We start from the raw sequence: 19,427 nt of genomic DNA, 5'->3' as shown, positions 1-19,427 counted from the left end.
TCTCGGAACACCTGCAGGATATTCCGCAGGATCAGGTTCGCGTCGTCGCAACGGCGACCCTCAGGCTCGCCGCCAACGCCGACGCGTTTCTGGACGAGGCTAAACGCATTTTAGGCGTGCCGGTGCAGGTGATCAGCGGAGAAGAAGAAGCTCGACTTATTTATCAGGGCGTCGCCCACACGACGGGCGGTCCTGAACAAAGGCTGGTCGTCGATATCGGCGGCGGCAGTACCGAACTGGCGACGGGCACCGGCGCGCAAACCAAACAGTTGTTCAGCCTGCCGATGGGCTGCGTAACCTGGTTGGAACGCTACTTCGCGGATCGCAATCTGGGCGAAGACAATTTTGCCCGCGCTGAAGCAGCGGCGCGTGAAATGGTGCGTACGGTAAAAGAGAGCCTGCTGGCGCAAGGTTGGCAGATCTGCGTCGGGGCCTCCGGCACCGTGCAGGCGCTGCAGGAGATCATGGTCGCACAGGGGATGGATGAGTACATCACGGTTGCCAAGCTGCAACAACTCAAGCAACGCGCGATTCAATGCGGCAAGCTGGAAGAACTCGAAATCGACGGATTGACGCTAGAACGAGCGCTGGTATTCCCAAGCGGTCTGTCTATCCTGTTGGCGATCTTCCAAGAACTGGGCATCCAAACCATGACGTTGGCTGGCGGCGCGCTCCGCGAAGGACTGGTGTATGGCATGCTGCATTTGCCCATCGGGCAGGATATCCGCTCCCGCACCTTGCATAATCTGCAACAGCGCTATCTTCTCGATGCCGGGCAGGCGCGGCGCGTCAGCGCGCTGGCGGACAATTTCGCACAGCAGCTGGTCCAGGACTGGCAACTGGACGATCGATGTCGGGAGCTTCTGCGCAGCGCGAGTCTGATTCACGAGATCGGGCTCAGCATCGACTTCCGTCAGGCTTCCCATCACGCCGCCTATCTCATCCGCAATAGCGATCTTCCAGGTTTTACACCCGCTCAGAAAAAACTGCTGGCCACTCTGCTCCACAATCAGTGCAATACGCTCGAACCTATTCCGCTGACGCAGCAAAATGCACTGCCGGTCAGTCAGGCACAGCATTTATGTCGCCTGCTGCGACTGGCGATTATTTTCGCGAGTCGCCGCCGGGACGATACGCTGCCGGCCGTCAGACTACGCGCAGAAGGCGAAACGCTGCAGGTCATTTTACCTGCCGGATGGCTATCCCAATATCCGCTGCGGGCCGAAATGCTGGAGCAGGAGAGTCGCTGGCAAAGCTATGTCCACTGGCCGCTCATTATTGAAGAAAGCCCTGCCTGATCAGTCAGTAAAGGGTAACATTTTGTTGCCCTTACCTTCCCTCGCGCCCCAAAATCTGCGATGTTTTTGCAGCCCTGAATCGATACAGGACGTATCGCCGCCGTAACGCACGGTTTCCTCACAATTCGTCATTACGGCATACATCTAATGTTCAAAAATGAATGAAGGATTAAGGATGAAAGGATTCACCCTGCCCGGCCGCTATTCCCTTAGCGCGGCCGCCGCATTGCTATTATTTACCTGTGCATCGTCTGCTGGCGATAACCTTCCCCAACAGCTACGCGTACCCACGCTCGCCTACGACGATCATAGCGTCGTATTGGTGTGGGACGCGCCGGAAGACACATCCAACATCGTCGACTATCAGATTTATCAGGGCGGACAGCTGATCGGTCTGGCGAGCAAGATGAATGCGTCCAACGCCCCCACCGGGCGCTATCTATCGACGTTTTACGAGAATGACACCGCCAGCTTCCAGCATCGGATCGTGGTACATAACGCGCGAATCGATAACCTGAAGGCCAATACCGAGTATCAGTTTACCGTTCGAGTCGTTTATGCCGACGGCACCGTATCCAGTGACAGCAACCCCGTTACCGCAAAGACCGACAGCACGCCTCAAGTGTTGAACATCACCCGCTACGGCGCAAAAGGCGATGGCGTGACGCTGAATACGGCCGCTATCCAGAAAGCCATTGATGCATGCAAACCGGGCTGTCGGGTAGACATTCCTGCGGGCGTATTCAAAACTGGCGCGTTATGGCTGAAAAGCAATATGACGCTTAACCTAGTTAAAGGGGCGACGCTGCTGGGGTCGGACAACCCCAGCGATTATCCTGACGGCTATAAGCTATACCCTTACTCCACCTTCACCCGCCCGGCTTCGTTAATCAATGCGATTGACCAGAACAGCAGTACGCCGGGAACGTTCAAGAATATCCGCATCGTGGGTCAGGGCGTTATCGATGGCAATGGCTGGAAGCGTGCGAGCACCGCCTCGGTGACGGATGAAGCCAACACGACGCTGCCGCAGTACGTGGCCAGCAACAGCAGCAAAGTGAGCCAGGATGGCATTTTAGCCAAGAATCAGGTGGATAAGCTGGTCAACAATGGCATTGACGCAAAACTGGCCTACGGCCAGGGGCGCTCCAGCCTGATGACGCTACGCGGTGTGGAAAACGTCTACCTCGCGGACATCACCGTCAGGAACCCCGCGTTCCACGGCATTATGCTGTTGGAAAACCACAACGCGGTGGTGAATGGCCTGACGCACCAGACCTATGACGCCAACAACGCCGATGGTGTGGAATTTGGTAACAGCCAGAACGTGATGGCGTTCAACAACGTCTTCGACACCGGCGATGACTGCATCAACTTCGCGGCCGGCACCGGCGAAAACGCCAACCAGCAAGAGCCGATGAAAGGCGCATGGCTGTTCAACAACTATTTCCGTATGGGGCATGGCGCGATAGTGACCGGCAGCCATACCGGAGCCTGGATACAAGATATTGTGGCGGAGAACAACGTGATGCAGAAAACCGACGTCGGCTTGCGCGCCAAAAGCGCGCCGGATATCGGCGGGGGCGCACATGGGGTGGTCTTTCGTAACAATGCGATGAAGAACATCGTTAAACAGGCGGTAGTCGTCACGCTCAGCTATTCGGACTCGAACGCGACCGTGGATTACCCGGCAGCTAAAACGCCCGCCCGCTTCTACGATTTTGCGGTCAGCAACGTCACCGTACAGGGCACGTCCGGCGCCTATCCGTCGATTGAGGTTGTGGGCGACAATGCGAAGGGAATTTGGCACAGTCAGCTGAATTTCAGCAACTTGAAACTGGACAGCGTCCCTCCGGCCTCCATAAACGATATGCAAGACAGCACGTTCAGCCATGTGGCCTTTACGAATCTGCTTAACGGGACAACACCGTGGAAAATCGGCACGGTGAAAAACGTGACCATTGAAGGCAAAACGCAAACCCAGTAATGGCGCAATCTGCTTCCCGTCAGGCGAGTCAACCCGCCTGGCGTTTTCATTTCAGCACCACGCACACATGAGGAAACCGGCTCGCGATCCCCGTCAACATCGGTCCCCCGGCGTTCGGCTTCTCCGGCGCCGTAACAGCCTGACTACTTTTTCTCTCTGGCCTTCGCCAGCTGCTCACGAATATTCGCCAGATGCCCTTGCCCCTTTTGCATCCGCTCCTGCGCGCTCACGACTTTTCTTACCGTCTCCCACTGGACGTCATCCTGCGGCAATTCCAACAGAAAACGGCTCGGCTCCGGGCGTATCAGTTCGCCATACTGACGGCGCTCCCGGCACATCGTGAAGGTCAGCTCTTTTTGCGCTCGCGTGATACCGACATAGGCCAATCGCCGCTCTTCATCGACGTTGTCTTCATCGATACTGGTCTGATGCGGCAGCAATCCTTCTTCCATCCCTACCAGATAGACATTCGGGAACTCCAGCCCTTTGGACGCGTGCAGCGTCATGAGCTGCACCTGATCGAGATCTTCCTCGCTTTCATTGCGTTCCATCATGTCTCGCAACGTGAACCGCGTGACGACCTGCGTCAGCGTCATCGGCTCGTCCAAATCGCTTCCCTCCAGCATTTCCGTCATCCAGGTAAACAGCTGGTTGACGTTTTTCATGCGCATTTCCGCCGCTTTCTGGCTGGGGGAGGTTTCATACAGCCAACTTTCGTAATCCAACCCGTGAATGAGATCGCGCACCGCCGCCACAGGCTCCCGCTCCGTTAGGCGAGCGATCTCAGCCAGCCACTGCGTGAAACGCTGGAGCGATTCGAGACCGCGGCCGGTCAGCACCTGAGAAAGCCCGACATCAAAGCTGGCGTTAAACAGGCTGCGGTTGCGCTGATTCGCCCATTCCCCCAGCTTCTTCAGCGTGGCCGGGCCGATTTCACGCTTTGGCGTATTCACGATACGTAAAAAGGCGCTGTCGTCGTCTGCGTTGGTCAACACGCGCAGGTACGCCAACAGATCCTTGATTTCCGGGCGAGAGAAGAACGAGCTACCGCCGGAAATTTTGTAAGGAATGCGGTTTTGCATCAGCACTTTTTCGAACAGCCGCGACTGATGATTGCCGCGATAGAGAATGGCGTAATCGCGGTACTGCGTCTTATTGATGAAGTGATGCGCAATCAACTCGCCGACCACGCGTTCGGCTTCATGATCCTCGTTATTGGCGGTAATGATTTTCAGCTCGTTGCCGTACGCCAGCTCTGAGTAGAGTCGTTTCTCGAAGACGTGCGGGTTGTTGGCGATCAGGATATTGGCGGCTTTCAGAATGCGTCCGGACGAACGGTAATTCTGCTCCAGTTTGATCACCTGCAACGCAGGGAAATCATGCTGCAACAGCTCCAGGTTTTGCGGACGCGCGCCGCGCCAGGAGTAAATCGACTGGTCGTCATCGCCGACCACGGTAAAGCGTGCGCGGCTGCCCACCAACTGTTTGACCAGCTCGTACTGACTGGTGTTCGTATCCTGATACTCGTCCACCAGCAGGTAGCGAAGGCGGTGCTGCCAGCGTTCGCGGGCCTGTTCGTTACGCCGGAATAACAGGGTAGGCAGCAGGATGAGATCGTCAAAGTCCAATACGTTGCAGGCGCGCAGGTGCTCACTGTAGAGCTGATAACAGTGCGCGAACAGACGATCTCGTTCCGATCGCGCCAGCGCGGCGGCCTGAGGCGGTTCGATCAGATCGTTTTTCCAGTTGGAGATCGTTGAGATCAACTGTTGCAGCAGCTCTTTGTCATTCTGCAACCAGGTTTCCGTCAGCTCTTTGAGCAACGCCAGCTGGTCCTGATCGTCGAACAGGGAGAAATTGGATTTCATTTCCAGCGCGGCATATTCGCGCTTGATGATCTCCAGCCCTAGCGTATGGAAGGTCGCAATCATCAGACCGCGACTCTCCTTTCGCCCCAGCGTCTGCGCAACACGCTCCTTCATCTCGCGGGCCGCCTTGTTGGTAAAGGTGACCGCCGCAATATTGCGCGCCTGATAGCCGCACTCCCGTATTAGATGGGCTATCTTCTGCGTGATGACGCGCGTTTTACCGGAACCGGCGCCGGCCAAGACCAGGCAGGGACCGGTAACGAACTCAACGGCGTGTTGTTGGCTGGGGTTTAAGCGCATGGGACATCTTGCTCTTTGTTCAAACGGAAGGCGATTGTAGCAAAAGTCGCGGGGGAGGATCGCCGGAAGTGGTCGCCGACGAGACGCCGCGCATTGCTATTGGTATTGCACGCGGGTTACAGTGCCTGTCAGCAACCCCCCCCCCCCCGATTAAAAAGGTATATTCCATGGCAAAAACAGCTTCGGCGCTGCACATTCTGGTCGATACGGAACAGCAGGCCAACGACATCCTGGGTCAGCTGGAACAAGGCGCAGACTTCCAGCAGTTGGCCAAGAAGTTTTCCACCTGTCCTTCAAAACGCAACGGCGGCGACTTGGGCGAATTTCGCCAGGGCGATATGGTGCCGACGTTTGATAAAGCCGTTTTCTCCTGCGAACTGCTCAAGCCCTGCGGACCGGTCAAAACCCAGTTCGGCTACCACATCATCAAAGTGCTCTATCGCCGTTGATCTCGTGAACCGGAACGGCGGGCGATCTCTTTGCCGCTTTCGCCCTTCTTCCTTCGTGAATATCGAGCGATCAAAAAGGGCGCAACTTTCGTTGCGCCCTTTGTTATTACGGGGATAACGTCTTATCGACGTGCAGGATTATCCTGCAACCGCAATACGTTTCATGTCGGTCATGTAGCCACGCAGTTTCTTACCGACGACTTCGATGGGATGGTTGCGGATGGCTTCATTGACGTCACGCAGCTGTGCGTTATCAACCGCGGTCGCGGCAACCGCTTTACCGATATCGCCCGGCTGCAGGCTGCTCATAAACATCTCTTTCAGCAGCGGCACCGCGGCGTTGGCGAACAGGTAGTTACCGTATTCAGCGGTGTCGGAGATCACCACGTTCATTTCGTACAGACGCTTACGGGCGATGGTGTTCGCGATCAGCGGCAGTTCGTGCAGAGATTCGTAGTAAGCGGACTCTTCGATGATACCGGAGCTCACCATAGTTTCGAACGCCAGCTCAACCCCGGCTTTCACCATGGCGATCATCAGCACGCCGTTGTCGAAGTATTCCTGCTCGCCGATCTTGCCTTCGAACTGCGGTGCGTTTTCGAACGCGGTTTTGCCGGTCTCTTCACGCCAGGTCAGCAGCTTCACGTCGCCGTTGGCCCAATCTTCCATCATGCCACGGGAAAACGCGCCGGAGATGATGTCGTCCATATGCTTCTGGAACAGCGGCGCCATCAGAGTTTTCAGCTGTTCAGACAGCGCGTAAGCACGCAGTTTCGCCGGGTTAGAAAGGCGATCCATCATCAGGGAGATACCGCCCTGTTTCAGCGCTTCGGTGATGGTTTCCCAACCGTACTGAATCAGTTTTTCGGCATAAGCCGGTTCAACGCCATCAGCGACCAGTTTATCGAAGCTCAGCAGAGAACCCGCCTGCAGCATGCCGCACAGGATAGTCTGTTCGCCCATCAGGTCAGATTTAACTTCGGCCACGAAAGAAGACTCCAAAACGCCCGCGCGATGACCACCGGTCGCCGCGGCCCAGGCTTTGGCAATCGCCATACCTTCGCCTTTCGGATCGTTTTCCGGGTGAACCGCGATCAGGGTCGGCACGCCGAAACCACGTTTGTACTCTTCACGCACTTCCGTACCCGGGCATTTCGGCGCAACCATCACGACGGTGATGTCTTTACGCACTTGCTCGCCGACTTCCACGATGTTGAAACCGTGAGAGTAACCCAGCGCAGCGCCCTGTTTCATCAGCGGCTGTACGGCCTGTACCACGGAGGAGTGCTGTTTGTCCGGCGTGAGGTTGACCACCAGGTCCGCCTGCGGGATCAGGTCTTCATAAGTCCCGACGGTAAAACCGTTTTCGGTCGCTTTGCGCCATGAAGCACGCTTCTCGGCGATAGCTTCTTTTCGCAGGGCGTAAGCGATATCCAGGCCGGAATCGCGCATGTTCAGCCCCTGGTTTAGCCCCTGAGCGCCACATCCCACAATCACGACTTTTTTGCCCTTGAGGTAGTTAGCTTCATCAGCAAATTCGTCGCGGTTCATAAAGCGACATTTACCCAATTGCGCCAGCTTCTGACGCAGGTTCAAGGTATCAAAGTAGTTAGCCATGTGGAGATGCTCCATAATGATGTGTTGGTTGCCGTTGTTTCTTTGGGTTGCCGCCTCGGCGGCCCCGGAATAGACACATCATATGACAGGAATTGCATTGCTTAAATTGATATATTAACAACGTCGCATTGCATAATATGCAACATGAAAAACAGGGCCTGCATCCGATGGATTTACGAGATCTCAAATTATTCCTGCACCTGGTGGAAAGTCACCATTTTGGTCACACCGCCAAGGCTATGCATATCAGCCCGTCGACCCTGTCGCGCCAGATACAGCGCATGGAGGAAGACATCGGGCAGGCGCTGTTTCTGCGGGATAACCGCACGGTGCGACTGACCGAGGCCGGCGAGCATCTGAAAATTTTCGCCCAGCAAACCCTGTTGCAGTACCAGCAGATGCAGCTGGCGATGTCGCAGCATGGCCAATCTCTCAGCGGCGAACTACGGGTATTTTGCTCTGTGACGGGTGCCTATAGTCATTTGCCCACAATTCTGGATCGCTTCCGCGCTCGCCACCCGCTGGTGGAAATCAAGCTGACAACGGGCGATGCCGCCGACGCCGTGGACAAGGTTCGCTCTAACATCGCCGATCTGAGCATCGCCGGCCATCCCGAGACACTGCCGCCCAGCATGGTTTTCATCCCTATCGGCAACATTCGCATCGCCCTGGTCATCCCGACAATGCCCTGTCCTGTCCAGGTGCAAATGCAGGATCCTCACCCTAACTGGGCTCAGGTCCCCTTCATTTTGCCGCAATACGGACCGGTCAGAAAACTCACTGAACGTTGGTTCCGCCATCAAAAGATCGCCAATCCGCTCATCTATGCGACCGTCGCCGGACATGAAGCCATGGTATCGATGGTCGCGGTGGGTTGTGGCGTGGCGCTGGTCCCCGACGTCGTGCTGGAAAATAGCCCTGAACCCGTGCGTAAGCGTGTGTTCGTCTTGCAGGAGCAAATTCTTGAGCCTATCCCGCTCGGGATCTGTATGCAGAAAAAGCGCCTGAGCGAACCGCTGATTGCCGCCTTCTGGGAGACGCTGCAGGAGACGCAATAGCGCGATCGATACTGCGGAGGAATTAACATTGCGGCGGGAGAGACCGGTCGGCCAAGGCACCGAAAGCGCCTGCCTGCTCGGCCCGTTTCATCCCCTCAATATCCATCAGACAGCGGTATAACGGCTCCAGCCTGGCGAAACCCCTGGCCAGCATCGCCACCAATTCGCCGCTAAACAACGGGGACATGTCCTGACGGGAAGCCGCCAGCGCCGTGGGTGGGTCTTTAATGAGCGGCCTGCGATAGCACTCGCCCTCCAGCACAAATTCATCGCCCAGACGGTCTGCAATCTTGAGAAAACGCGGCGGATCTCCACGCAACGTCTGCCGGAACAATGCCATCGTGGGTCGGCTGGGGCGTCAGTCCAGTTTTTACGGCTGCGCTTGAAGATCAGACACATGCACATGGTGCTGCGATAACGGGATTTATCGCGAGAAAAACGGGTCTCCCGATGAATACGCGAGAGGGTTTTCATTGGCCGCGTTTCAAAAAGCGTATCGATGTCCAACATCGTGATGCCGAGCGATTCCACCAGCGCGCGAAACGGAACCAGGGGCGTGACCTCATCGACGGCTCGATGCGCCTTGAATTACTCTTTGCTGTTGTGTTGACGCACCTGCTGCAAAAAGGTGAGTCCCTATTGTGAAAAACCGTGGAATCCTGTCGTCATGGCTCATGACCAACCTAGAGAATGAGAGGAGCCGGCGACGACACCCGCTTTTTCCCACAAACGACAACGCGCCCACGGAAAACATCCAGCGGGCGCGCGAGGGCATACCGATACGCAAAACTTAGCGCCGCGTTAGCCTTTCATAAAAAATCGAAAAGCCGGATTTTGAGTTTCTTCGTGACACTCATAACCCAGATCCTGCAAGTGGCGCTCAAACGAGGCATCACGCTCAGCGAGTTCAAACGCGGCCAGCACGCGACCGTAGTCGGTTCCATGGCTACGATAATGGAACAGGGAGATATTCCAGTGCGTTCCGAGCGTAATGAGGAATTTCAGCAACGCGCCCGGCGATTCGGGGAACTCGAAGCTATAGAGCTTTTCCTTCAGCGGCTTGGACGGTCGCCCGCCCACCATGTAACGCACGTGCAGTTTCGCCATTTCATCATCAGACAGATCGACTACCTGATAGCCGCCCGCCTGCAGATCGGACAGAATTTCCTGCCGTTCTTCGTGACCGCGCGTCAGGCGTACCCCCATGAAGATGCAGGCGTCTTCGTCGCTGGAGTAGCGATAGTTGAATTCGGTGATGGCTCGACCGCCCAGCAGCTGGCATAGCTTCAGAAAGCTGCCTTTCTGCTCAGGGATGGTGACCGCCATCAGCGCTTCCCGCTGTTCGCCCAGCTCGCAGCGCTCAGACACGTAGCGTAGCCCGTGGAAGTTGACGTTCGCGCCGGACAGCACGTGCGCCAGACGCTCGCCCTGAATGTTGTGCTGCTGAATGTATTTCTTCATCCCGGCCAGCGCCAACGCGCCCGATGGCTCAGCCACCGCACGCACGTCTTCGAACAGGTCTTTGACCGCGGCGCAGATTGCGTCGCTATCGACCGTGATGACATCATCCAGATACTCCCGGCACAGACGGAAAGTCTCGTTGCCGATACGTTTGACCGCCACGCCTTCCGCAAACAGACCGACGCGAGCCAAATCCACCGGCTCGCCCGCATCCAGCGCGGCTCGCAGGCAAGCTGAGTCTTCGGCTTCAACACCGATGACTTGGATTTGCGGCATCAGCTGTTTGATTAATACCGCCACGCCGGCCGCCAGGCCGCCGCCGCCGACCGGGACGAAAACCCGGTCGAGATGCGCATCCTGCTGCAAAAGCTCCATTGCCAACGTGCCCTGCCCGGCAATCACGGCCGGATGGTCGAACGGCGGAACGAAGGTCATTTTATCCCGTTCAGACAGTTCGATGGCTTTGGCTTTGGCCTCATCAAAGTTAGCGCCATGCAACAGCACTTCGCCGCCGAAACCGCGTACGGCATCTACCTTGATATCCGCCGTGGCGACCGGCATGACGATCAGGGCTTTAATGCCCAGACGATTGGCGGAGAGCGCCACACCCTGAGCATGGTTGCCGGCCGAAGCCGTCACCACGCCATGGGACTTCTGTTCATCGCTCAGCCCGGCCATCATGGCGTAGGCGCCGCGCAGTTTAAAACTGTGAACAGCCTGGCGATCTTCCCGCTTCACCAGAATGTTATTGCCCAATCGGGCAGATAGCTTATCCATCCGCTCCAGCGGCGTGACCTGCGCGACTTCATACACCGGCGAGCGGAGAACCGCCCGCAAGTACTCCGCGCCGCAAGGGGCGTCGGAAAGGGGTTGTGAAACTGCCATCAGCTTTAGCCTCCCAGCTTGCTTTTATCCCGGACGGCACCTTTGTCAGCGCTGGTTGCCAGACTGGCGTAGGCGCGTAATGCAAATGAAACCTGACGATCGCGTTTCTTCGGCGTCCAGGCCGCGTCTCCGCGCGCCAGTTGCGCTTCCCGGCGCTGGGCCAGCTCGCCCTCAGCAACATCCAGTACAATTCCCCGGTTTGGAATATCGATGGCGATGGTGTCGCCGTCTTCCACCAGCCCGATCAGGCCGCCGTTAGCAGCTTCCGGCGAAGCATGGCCGATGGACAAACCGGACGTACCGCCCGAGAAACGGCCGTCGGTGATCAGCGCGCAGGCCTTGCCCAGTCCCATCGACTTGAGGAAGCTGGTCGGATACAGCATTTCCTGCATCCCCGGACCGCCTTTCGGCCCTTCGTAACGGATGACCACGACATCGCCAGCTTCAACCTTGCCGCCCAAAATGGCTTCTACCGCATCATCCTGGCTCTCGTACACCTTGGCCGGACCGGTAAACACGAGACTGTTTTTATCCACACCTGCCGTTTTGACGATGCAGCCGTCTTCCGCCAGGTTGCCGTACAGTACGGCCAGACCACCGTCCTGACTGTAGGCGAATTCTTTGGTGCGGATACACCCTTCCTTACGGTCGGTATCCAGCGAATCCCAACGACAGTCCTGCGAGAAAGCCTGTGTAGTACGAATACCCGCCGGGCCCGCCGCATACATTTTCTTCACGCTTTCGTCCTGAGTCTGCATGACATCGTAGGCCGCCAGCGTTTCCGGCAGCGACATGCCCAGAATATTGGTCACATCACGATGCAGCAGACCGGCGCGATCCAGCTCGCCCAAAATACCCAGCACGCCGCCCGCGCGGTGAACGTCTTCCATGTGGTATTTCTGCGTGCTCGGCGCGACTTTGCACAGATGCGGAACCCTGCGCGACAGGCGATCGATATCCTCCATGGTGAAGTCGACCTCGCCTTCCTGCGCAGAAGCCAACAGATGGAGAACCGTGTTGGTGGAGCCGCCCATCGCGATGTCCAGCGTCATCGCATTTTCGAAGGCCTGTTTATTGGCGATGTTACGCGGCAGCGCGCTATCGTCATCCTGCTCGTAGTAACGTTTGGTCAGCTCGACGATGCGCTTACCGGCGTTGAGGAACAGCTGCTTACGGTCAGCATGCGTGGCCAGCAGGGAACCGTTACCCGGCTGCGACAGGCCCAGCGCTTCGGTCAGACAGTTCATTGAGTTGGCGGTAAACATACCCGAGCAGGAGCCGCAGGTCGGACAGGCCGAACGTTCAATCTGCAGGCTGTCTTCATCGCTGACTTTCGGATTCGCGCCCTGAATCATGGCATCGACCAGATCCAGTTTGATCAGCTGGTCGGACAGTTTGGTTTTACCGGCTTCCATCGGGCCGCCGGAAACGAAAATCACCGGAATGTTGAGGCGCAAAGCCGCCATCATCATTCCCGGGGTGATCTTGTCACAGTTGGAAATGCAGACCATGGCGTCAGCGCAGTGTGCGTTCACCATGTACTCCACGGAATCCGCAATCAATTCGCGGGAAGGCAGGGAGTAGAGCATGCCGCCGTGACCCATTGCGATGCCGTCATCGACCGCAATGGTATTGAACTCTTTGGCGACACCGCCCGAAGCTTCGATCTGCTCCGCGACCAACTTGCCTAGATCGCGCAGATGGACATGTCCTGGAACGAATTGAGTGAATGAGTTCACAACGGCAATGATAGGCTTGCCGAAATCGGCGTCGGTCATCCCTGTGGCGCGCCACAAGGCTCGCGCTCCAGCCATATTACGACCATGCGTGGTGGTGGCTGAACGGTACTTAGGCATACTCTGATTACTCCAGTTTAAAACAGATGACCGGCAACAAAGCGCGCTGCCGGTAAGAAAAGAATGTTGGTGATGTGATTAACGGTTAACCGGATCCAGCCAGCCCCATTTATCTTCTGTTTCACCCGTAAACAGGCCGAAGAATGCCTGCTGCAGCTGCTTGGTGACAGGACCACATTTTCCGATACCTACCTGAATGCCGTCGACGCTGCGCACTGGCGTGATTTCCGCCGCAGTACCCGACATGAAGACTTCGTCAGCCAGATAGAGTGATTCGCGCGACAGCACCTGTTCGCGGACCTCGAATCCTTTTTGTTTCGCCAGCGTGATGATGGCGTCGCGGGTAATCCCCGGCAGCGCGGAAGAAGTGAACGGCGGTGTGAAGATGATGCCGTTTTTCACTTCGAACAGGTTTTCGCCAGCACCTTCGGAAACGTAGCCATGAACATCCAGCGCGATCCCTTCCTGATAGCCATGACGACGGGCTTCGCTACCCACCAGCAGAGAGGACAGATAATTACCGCCTGCTTTAGCCGCGGTGGGGATCGTATTGGCCGCCGCGCGGTTCCATGAAGACACCATCGCATCAATCCCCTGATCCAGCGCTTCTTCGCCCAGATAAGCTCCCCACGGGAAGGCCGCGATGATGACATCTGTTTTATAACCCTCCGGCGGGTTCACGCCCATACCGACATCGCCGACGAACACCAACGGACGGATATAAGCGCTGGATAAGTTGTTTTTGCGCAGCGTTTCGCGACACGCTTCCATCAGTTCGTCGACGCTCTGAGACAACGGCATACGGTAGATCTTGGCGGAGTCATGCAGACGCTGCATATGCTCACGGTGGCGGAACACGACCGGGCCACGGTGAGAGTCATAGCAGCGGACGCCTTCGAACACGGAAGTCCCATAGTGCAAGGCGTGAGACATCACGTGAACTTTTGCATCTGCCCAAGGAACCATTTCGCCGTTAAACCAGATATAGTCAGCTTTCTTTGTCATCGTTATTTTCCTTCTCGGTGCCTCAGGCACGAATCTATTATGCTCTCAGTGACTGGATCTCAACCCGCGAGATGTCCAGCAGTTTGCTTAATTGCGTTGACAGTAAATCGACCGGTCGCTGACTCGCAACGGTCAGTTCGATGTTGACCTGTGCGCCGTCGTCCTGCGACGTCATATTCATGGCGGAAACCTGAAACCCGCGATGGCGAGCGACGCGCAGCACACGCTCCAGCGTTTCTGGCCGAAAGCGGGCCTGAATGGAAATCTGATGGCGTTTCATTCGCTCTCCTCCAACATAGTTTCATTGCCGGCACCGGGCGGCACCAGCGGCCAGACGTTTTCGTACGAATCGATGGATACATGCAACAGGTACGGCCCGTCGCTGCTCAACAGAGCGTTCAAGGCGGAATCAATCTGGTCTTTACGTGTAATGCTTTGGCCGGGGATGCCGAATGCGCTGGCCAGCATCAGGAAGTCAGGGTTATCGGTGAGCGTCGTTTCGCTGTAACGTTCTTCGAAGAACAACTCCTGCCACTGCCTGACCATGCCTAATCGTTGGTTATCCAACAGCACGATTTTCATCGGCAGGCGCTTGCGTTTGATCGTGCCCAGCTCCTGGATGTTCATCATGAAGGAACCGTCACCGGAGATACAAATAACCGTATCATCAGGCCGCGCCACCTGAGCGCCGACGGCAGCCGGAACCCCAAAACCCATCGTGCCGAGGCCGCTGGACGTAATGAAATTTTCAGGACGATTAACCTGCATATGCTGGGCCGCCCACATCTGATGCTGCCCTACATCCGTGGTGATAACGGTGTTCGCCGGCATCCGTTCAGACAACGTTTTCAGCAGGGCCGGCGCATAAATGGCTTCGCCCGGATGATCGTAACGCGACGGAAACTCGGCTTTCATCAACGTCGCCTGCTGACGCCAGGCGTCAATACGCAGCGGCTGTTTTAGTGCGGGCAACAGCTGGTTTAAATCCCCTTGCAACGCCACGTGAGCCTGACGAAGCTTGTTCAGTTCCGCCGGGTCGATATCCATGTGAATCACGCTGGCATTCGGAGCAAACGTGTTGAGTTTACCGGTCACACGGTCGTCAAAGCGCGCGCCCACGGCAATGAGCAAGTCACATTGCTGTACCATGAGATTCGCTGCTTTGGTTCCGTGCATCCCGATCATACCAAGGTAGAAAGGGTAATCCGTCTCCACGACGCCAAGCCCTTTCAACGTCACGACACAGGGGATCTGCGTTGTATCCAAAAACTCACGCAAAGCGGGAACCGCACGCGCCATTCCCACACCGCCGCCGATGTACAGCATCGGCTGTTTGGCATGAGCCAGCAACGTATTGGCATCGGTCAGCGCCTGAGTCGGCAGGTTGTCAGTTTCTGCCGGAGAGGGAACGTAAGGGGTGAATTCGCCGCCTTCAGCCAGCTGGATATCTTTGGGGATATCGACCAGTACCGGTCCCGGGCGTCCACTTTGGGCGATAGCAAAAGCTTCCGCCATGATTTCCGGTAAGGATTCGAGGGAGTCGACGAGAAAACTGTGTTTAGTGCACGCCAGCGAGAGGCCAAGAACATCGATTTCCTGGAAGGCATCAGTCCCAATCAGTGAAGAGCCGACCTGACCAGTGATTGCCACTATGGGAACAGAATCTAACAGCGCATCCGCCAGACCGGTGATCAGATTGGTTGCTCCCGGTCCGGAAGTGGCGATGCACACGCCGACTTTGCCTGTCGCTCGTGCATAACCGATAGCGGCCATCGCAGCGCCTTGTTCATGGCGACATAGCAGGTGATCGACGCCTCCGTCATACAATGCATCATAAACTGGCATGATTGCGCCACCAGGATAGCCAAATACACTATCCACTCCCTGCGCTCGCAACGCTTGTACCACCCACTGAGCTCCATTCATAGTCATTTCCCCAACTTCTTTCGGGTATGGCAGGATTTTATGCTATTGGACATTCTCTGCTCCCTTGTTACGAATTCCGACCCCATAAAAAAACCCCCGACCATTTGGTGCGGGGGTTTTTCTTGAATTCGGCCTTGATTTTTAAGCCATTCTTCGTCCAAGTGCTGCCCCGCACGGTAGGTTAATAATCACCACCACGCTAATGACGACTAGGCTAATCACGAGGGCAAACGCTTTCATTTTCGGTTTATTCATTAATCAGTGTCGAACGAATGACTACAGAGTTATCATAGTCAGACGAGGGCTGACAACATTTTTTTTCCGTGATTATTTGATCACTTCGGTCTTAATAAAAATAAAATTCTTATTATTCAGTTATTAAATTTAATAAACGACTTCAATAGCCGATTCTAATTTTCAGTCGATGCGGGCCGAATACCTCACGGTGACATTATCCATACCTGAATGAACGCGCCCGAAATATTTCTTCGCCCCCCTTCGCAAAATCACTCTGACGTCCTTTTGCTACAAAAAACGGCGGTCATAATCCCCCGCAAAGGGAGGAAACACGATGACACTCGCCATAGCCTTTACACGGGCAACGATCGGAATGCAGGCTCCAGAGGTCTCGATCGAGGTACACATCAGCAATGGGCTGCCTGCACTTACGCTGGTTGGACTGCCGGAAACTACAGTGAAGGAAGCTCGCGATCGGGTGCGCAGCGCCCTGCTTAACTGCGGTTTTATCTTTCCCGCCAAACGCATTACCGTCAATTTGGCTCCTGCGGATCTTCCCAAAGAAGGCGGGCGTTACGATCTGCCTATCGCTTTAGCGATTTTAGCGGCGTCTGAGCAGGTTCCCGGCAATAAACTTAGCGAGTATGAATTTCTGGGTGAATTGGGTCTTTCAGGAGCTCTGCGAGGGGTTAACGGCACTATCTCGGCAGCATTGGAAGCGCAGAAAGCGGGTAGGCAGTTGATCGTCCCTAAAGATAATCAACGGGAGATGGCGCTGATTCCAGAAGGTGAAGCGGTGCTGGCGGATCATTTGCTGCAGGTATGCGCTTTTTTACATGGCAAGGTAACGCTGCCGAGCAATCGCGTGTTGCCGCCTGAGCAGCATTATTCGGATTCCGAGCTTGATTTGCAGGATATCGTCGGCCAAGAGCAAGCCAAACGTGCGCTGGAAATTGCCGCGGCGGGGGGTCACAATCTGCTGTTTCTCGGCCCTCCTGGTACAGGGAAAACCATGCTTGCGAGTCGTCTGGCAGGGTTGATTCCGCCGCTCAATGACTCAGAGGCGTTGGAAAGCGCGGCGATAAATAGTCTGGTGAGCTGCTATAACGGACCGGATAAGTGGCGTAGTAGGCCGTTTCGGGCGCCTCATCACACATCGTCAATCGCAGCTCTGGTTGGCGGCGGCTCTCTGCCTAAACCCGGAGAAATCTCCCTCGCTCATAATGGGATTCTCTTTCTGGATGAACTGCCGGAATTTGAGCGGCGCGTTCTCGATTCGCTTCGCGAACCGCTTGAGTCGGGAGAAATTATTATCTCACGCGCCCGTGCTAAGGTCTGCTATCCGGCACGATTCCAACTGGTCGCAGCGATGAACCCGAGCCCATCAGGACACTATCAAGGCATTCACAATCGCATGCCAGCGCAGCAGATTTTACGCTATCTCAACCGCCTCTCAGGACCATTTCTCGATAGATTTGATATCTCTATCGAAGTGCCGCTGTTGCCGCCGGGAATTCTGCGTAAACAACGTAGTCAAGGAGAAGATAGCGCCACAGTACGAGCTCGTGTGTTGGCTGCCCGACAATGGCAATTAGAACGCGCGGACAAGATCAATGCCTACTTAAGCCCCAGGGAAATTGAAACGTTCTGTCATCTGACACCTGAAGATGCGCAATATCTCGAAGAGGTTATGAGCAAGCTTGGGCTTTCAGTTCGCGCATGGCATCGAATTTTGAAAGTTGCGCGCACCATTGCAGACCTATCGAAGGAAATGAGTATTAACCGAAAACATCTTGCAGAAGCCCTGAGCTATCGCTGTATGGATAGATTACTGATCCAACTGCATAAAAATTTGGCTTGAAGAGAAATAGTCTCTAGCCAAAAAGAAAAAGATGGGGACTAGGTCCCCATCTTATCAATCTTCACTTTCAGTGAATTCTTCAACCGTATCCATCTGAGGTTTTCCACCCGATAAAGTGTGGAAACGTTTGGGACGCCGAACGCGTGTCGTATATTTGATCCAGATCTTTTCCAATTCCGTTTCAGGTTTCCGTTCACCGTGACAAACGGCCAAAAACTGGATTTCTTCGTCCGTGATCGGCTGACGTTTACCGATATCAAGCTCGTTCAATGCATGGCCGTGACGCTCCAGCAGTTGGGCTTCTTTTATCGTAAAGTCGCCGTGTCGGGAAAAACCACGCGGATAGAATTTGTTGTCAAAAAAACGACTGGTTGTTGAGAAGCTTTCTGCCATTTTACACGCTCCTAATGCTTTATGGTCGTGCCCTTTATGGCGCGGAGTATTAGATAGGCTTGACTTCCTGTAAAACAAAACATTTAAATCATCACGACAAATTTTTTTTGGAGAACAGCATGGACACCGACTTATTGAAAACCTTCCTGGAAGTAAGCAGAACCAGGCACTTCGGTCGTGCTGCGGAATCGCTCTATCTAACACAGTCGGCAGTCAGCTTTCGTATCCGTCAACTCGAGAACCAACTTGGCGCTAATCTGTTTACTCGACACCGTAATAATATCCGACTGACGCCAGCAGGAGAGAGACTGTTGCCTTTTGCCGAGAACCTGATCGGTACTTGGTCTATCGCGAAGAAAGAAGTTGCTCGTTCACAGCAACATAGCCTTCTTTCCATTGGTGCTACGGCTTCTCTGTGGGAGGCTTATTTGACGTCTTGGCTCACTGAACTCTATCTGCAACGACCATTGCTGCAACTGGAAGCTAGGATAGCGCTGCGCCAATCTCTGGTGCACCAGTTGCTTGATAGACAGTTGGATCTCCTTATCACGACTGAACCCCCGAAAATGGAAGAACTTGCTAGCCAATTACTAGGAAATTTTTCGTTATCGCTTTTCACGGTCAAGGGGCAACAATCAGAAGAAAATCTTCCCTATATCAAGCTCGAATGGGGCGCAGATTTTCATCAACAGGAAAACCGGTTATTCCCGAACGACCAAATACCTGCACTGACAACTACATCCGCTCAGCTAACGCGTCAATTGATATCGACATTGAGAGGATGTGCATTCTTGCCTAACCATTGGCAACGGCAATATGAAGAACTTCAAGTCGTCGAGACTGTCCCTGTGGTTAGCCGTTCTTTTTATGCCGTTTGGCTGCAAAATAGCGACCAGCAGGCGTTGATACGGCAATTGCTGAAAGTCCCCATTTCGTCGCTAGATACCATCATTACTCCGTGATGTAGAAGACAAAATGCAGTGAGAAAAATGGGTTTTTCGTGATTTTCTAATTGCTCGGGTTAGAAAGCTAGAATTCTATTTAAAGTAGAGGGGAGAAGTGTGCCTGAGGGTGTGATTCATCCATTGGATGGGATATAAAAAGACAAAAAAAAAACCCTTCACATAATGTGAAGGGTTATTTCTTGGCAGGGGCGGAGAGACTCGAACTCCCAACACCCGGTTTTGGAGACCGGTGCTCTACCAATTGAACTACGCCCCTAAATA

At 55.0% G+C, this 19,427-nt stretch carries 15 protein-coding genes, 1 tRNA gene and 1 pseudogene; 6 read left to right on the top strand and 11 right to left on the bottom strand.

The window, feature by feature from the left end:
• Together gppA and AU511_RS15065 are read left to right on the top strand one after the other, a co-directional pair.
• Nucleotides 1-1,298: guanosine-5'-triphosphate,3'-diphosphate diphosphatase (gppA, locus tag AU511_RS15070; RefSeq protein WP_094110174.1), on the top strand; the 1,298-nt coding region annotated here is incomplete at its 5' end.
• 175 nt (nt 1,299-1,473) lie between these two features.
• Nucleotides 1,474-3,285, top strand: a complete 1,812-nt coding sequence (locus AU511_RS15065) for a glycosyl hydrolase family 28 protein (RefSeq protein WP_094110173.1) — start codon at nt 1,474-1,476, stop codon at nt 3,283-3,285.
• A 143-nt stretch (nt 3,286-3,428) separates the two neighbouring features.
• Here the strand turns inward: AU511_RS15065 and rep are convergent, their stop codons facing one another.
• Complete coding sequence (rep, locus tag AU511_RS15060; RefSeq protein ID WP_094110172.1) at nt 3,429-5,453, bottom strand: DNA helicase Rep; 2,025 nt, start codon at nt 5,451-5,453, stop codon at nt 3,429-3,431.
• Nucleotides 5,454-5,620: 167 nt separating this feature from the next.
• On the opposite strand from rep, the gene ppiC reads away from it, so the two are divergent.
• Nucleotides 5,621-5,902, top strand: coding sequence for a peptidylprolyl isomerase PpiC (ppiC, locus tag AU511_RS15055; RefSeq protein WP_094110171.1), 282 nt, complete (start codon nt 5,621-5,623; stop codon nt 5,900-5,902).
• A 138-nt stretch (nt 5,903-6,040) separates the two neighbouring features.
• On the opposite strand, the gene ilvC is transcribed toward ppiC, so the two are convergent.
• A complete protein-coding gene (ilvC, locus tag AU511_RS15050) occupies nt 6,041-7,519 on the bottom strand; it encodes a ketol-acid reductoisomerase (protein WP_094110170.1) in 1,479 nt (492 codons plus the stop codon).
• Between the two features lie 167 nt (nt 7,520-7,686).
• Between ilvC and ilvY the strand changes: the two genes are divergently transcribed.
• Complete coding sequence (gene ilvY, locus AU511_RS15045; RefSeq protein WP_094110176.1) at nt 7,687-8,577, top strand: HTH-type transcriptional activator IlvY; 891 nt, start codon at nt 7,687-7,689, stop codon at nt 8,575-8,577.
• A 22-nt stretch (nt 8,578-8,599) separates the two neighbouring features.
• Here the strand turns inward: ilvY and AU511_RS15040 are convergent.
• The 7 genes and pseudogenes from AU511_RS15040 to ilvL all read right to left on the bottom strand — a co-directional run bounded on the left by AU511_RS15040 (nt 8,600) and on the right by ilvL (nt 15,950).
• Nucleotides 8,600-9,201: pseudogene (locus AU511_RS15040) on the bottom strand (DUF2461 family protein).
• A 177-nt stretch (nt 9,202-9,378) separates the two neighbouring features.
• Nucleotides 9,379-10,923 carry a threonine ammonia-lyase, biosynthetic gene (ilvA, locus tag AU511_RS15035; protein WP_094101281.1) on the bottom strand — a complete coding sequence of 515 codons (1,545 nt, stop codon included), beginning with the start codon at nt 10,921-10,923 and terminating at the stop codon, nt 9,379-9,381.
• A 5-nt stretch (nt 10,924-10,928) separates the two neighbouring features.
• Nucleotides 10,929-12,779 carry a dihydroxy-acid dehydratase gene (gene ilvD / locus AU511_RS15030; protein ID WP_094101282.1) on the bottom strand — a complete coding sequence of 617 codons (1,851 nt, stop codon included), beginning with the start codon at nt 12,777-12,779 and terminating at the stop codon, nt 10,929-10,931.
• A 78-nt stretch (nt 12,780-12,857) separates the two neighbouring features.
• Nucleotides 12,858-13,784: a branched-chain-amino-acid transaminase gene (gene ilvE, locus AU511_RS15025; protein WP_094101283.1), complete on the bottom strand. Its 927-nt coding sequence runs from the start codon at nt 13,782-13,784 to the stop codon at nt 12,858-12,860.
• 37 nt (nt 13,785-13,821) lie between these two features.
• Nucleotides 13,822-14,064 carry an acetolactate synthase 2 small subunit gene (gene ilvM, locus AU511_RS15020; protein ID WP_094101284.1) on the bottom strand — a complete coding sequence of 81 codons (243 nt, stop codon included), beginning with the start codon at nt 14,062-14,064 and terminating at the stop codon, nt 13,822-13,824.
• Nucleotides 14,061-15,710, bottom strand: a complete 1,650-nt coding sequence (gene ilvG / locus AU511_RS15015; RefSeq protein ID WP_094110175.1) for an acetolactate synthase 2 catalytic subunit — start codon at nt 15,708-15,710, stop codon at nt 14,061-14,063. The genes ilvM and ilvG overlap by 4 nt, the downstream gene beginning before the upstream one ends.
• A 141-nt stretch (nt 15,711-15,851) precedes the next feature.
• Nucleotides 15,852-15,950 carry an ilv operon leader peptide gene (gene ilvL, locus AU511_RS15010; protein ID WP_071999801.1) on the bottom strand — a complete coding sequence of 33 codons (99 nt, stop codon included), beginning with the start codon at nt 15,948-15,950 and terminating at the stop codon, nt 15,852-15,854.
• A 331-nt stretch (nt 15,951-16,281) separates the two neighbouring features.
• Here ilvL and AU511_RS15005 point away from each other — a divergent pair, with 331 nt between their 5' ends.
• Nucleotides 16,282-17,808, top strand: coding sequence for a YifB family Mg chelatase-like AAA ATPase (locus AU511_RS15005; protein ID WP_094110169.1), 1,527 nt, complete (start codon nt 16,282-16,284; stop codon nt 17,806-17,808).
• 54 nt (nt 17,809-17,862) lie between these two features.
• On the opposite strand, the gene AU511_RS15000 is transcribed toward AU511_RS15005, so the two are convergent.
• The gene (locus AU511_RS15000; protein WP_026739265.1) at nt 17,863-18,201 is read right to left on the bottom strand and encodes a MaoP family protein; all 339 of its coding nucleotides are present in this window, start codon (nt 18,199-18,201) and stop codon (nt 17,863-17,865) included.
• Between the two features lie 119 nt (nt 18,202-18,320).
• Here AU511_RS15000 and hdfR point away from each other — a divergent pair, with 119 nt between their 5' ends.
• Nucleotides 18,321-19,163, top strand: coding sequence for an HTH-type transcriptional regulator HdfR (hdfR, locus tag AU511_RS14995; RefSeq protein WP_094110168.1), 843 nt, complete (start codon nt 18,321-18,323; stop codon nt 19,161-19,163).
• A gap of 183 nt (nt 19,164-19,346) precedes the next feature.
• Here hdfR and AU511_RS14990 read toward each other — a convergent pair.
• Nucleotides 19,347-19,422: transfer RNA gene (locus AU511_RS14990), tRNA-Trp, on the bottom strand.
• Nucleotides 19,423-19,427: the final 5 nt, after the last annotated feature.

This window comes from Lonsdalea iberica, assembly GCF_002111585.1.
GTDB classification, from domain to species: Bacteria; Pseudomonadota; Gammaproteobacteria; order Enterobacterales; family Enterobacteriaceae; genus Lonsdalea; species Lonsdalea iberica.
Note: the sequence above shows the minus strand (reverse complement) of the source record. Positions and strands in the feature narration are given on the sequence as shown.

What these genes read in the sequence shown, in the direction of transcription:
- AU511_RS15065 (WP_094110173.1), top strand. Translation starts at nt 1,474, where the DNA reads ATGAAAGGATTCACCCTGCCCGGCCGCTATTCCCTTAGCGCGGCCGCC.
- rep (WP_094110172.1), bottom strand. Translation starts at nt 5,453, where the DNA reads ATGCGCTTAAACCCCAGCCAACAACACGCCGTTGAGTTCGTTACCGGT.
- ppiC (WP_094110171.1), top strand. Translation starts at nt 5,621, where the DNA reads ATGGCAAAAACAGCTTCGGCGCTGCACATTCTGGTCGATACGGAACAG.
- ilvC (WP_094110170.1), bottom strand. Translation starts at nt 7,519, where the DNA reads ATGGCTAACTACTTTGATACCTTGAACCTGCGTCAGAAGCTGGCGCAA.
- ilvY (WP_094110176.1), top strand. Translation starts at nt 7,687, where the DNA reads ATGGATTTACGAGATCTCAAATTATTCCTGCACCTGGTGGAAAGTCAC.
- ilvA (WP_094101281.1), bottom strand. Translation starts at nt 10,923, where the DNA reads ATGGCAGTTTCACAACCCCTTTCCGACGCCCCTTGCGGCGCGGAGTAC.
- ilvD (WP_094101282.1), bottom strand. Translation starts at nt 12,779, where the DNA reads ATGCCTAAGTACCGTTCAGCCACCACCACGCATGGTCGTAATATGGCT.
- ilvE (WP_094101283.1), bottom strand. Translation starts at nt 13,784, where the DNA reads ATGACAAAGAAAGCTGACTATATCTGGTTTAACGGCGAAATGGTTCCT.
- ilvM (WP_094101284.1), bottom strand. Translation starts at nt 14,064, where the DNA reads ATGAAACGCCATCAGATTTCCATTCAGGCCCGCTTTCGGCCAGAAACG.
- ilvG (WP_094110175.1), bottom strand. Translation starts at nt 15,710, where the DNA reads ATGAATGGAGCTCAGTGGGTGGTACAAGCGTTGCGAGCGCAGGGAGTG.
- ilvL (WP_071999801.1), bottom strand. Translation starts at nt 15,950, where the DNA reads ATGAAAGCGTTTGCCCTCGTGATTAGCCTAGTCGTCATTAGCGTGGTG.
- AU511_RS15005 (WP_094110169.1), top strand. Translation starts at nt 16,282, where the DNA reads ATGACACTCGCCATAGCCTTTACACGGGCAACGATCGGAATGCAGGCT.
- AU511_RS15000 (WP_026739265.1), bottom strand. Translation starts at nt 18,201, where the DNA reads ATGGCAGAAAGCTTCTCAACAACCAGTCGTTTTTTTGACAACAAATTC.
- hdfR (WP_094110168.1), top strand. Translation starts at nt 18,321, where the DNA reads ATGGACACCGACTTATTGAAAACCTTCCTGGAAGTAAGCAGAACCAGG.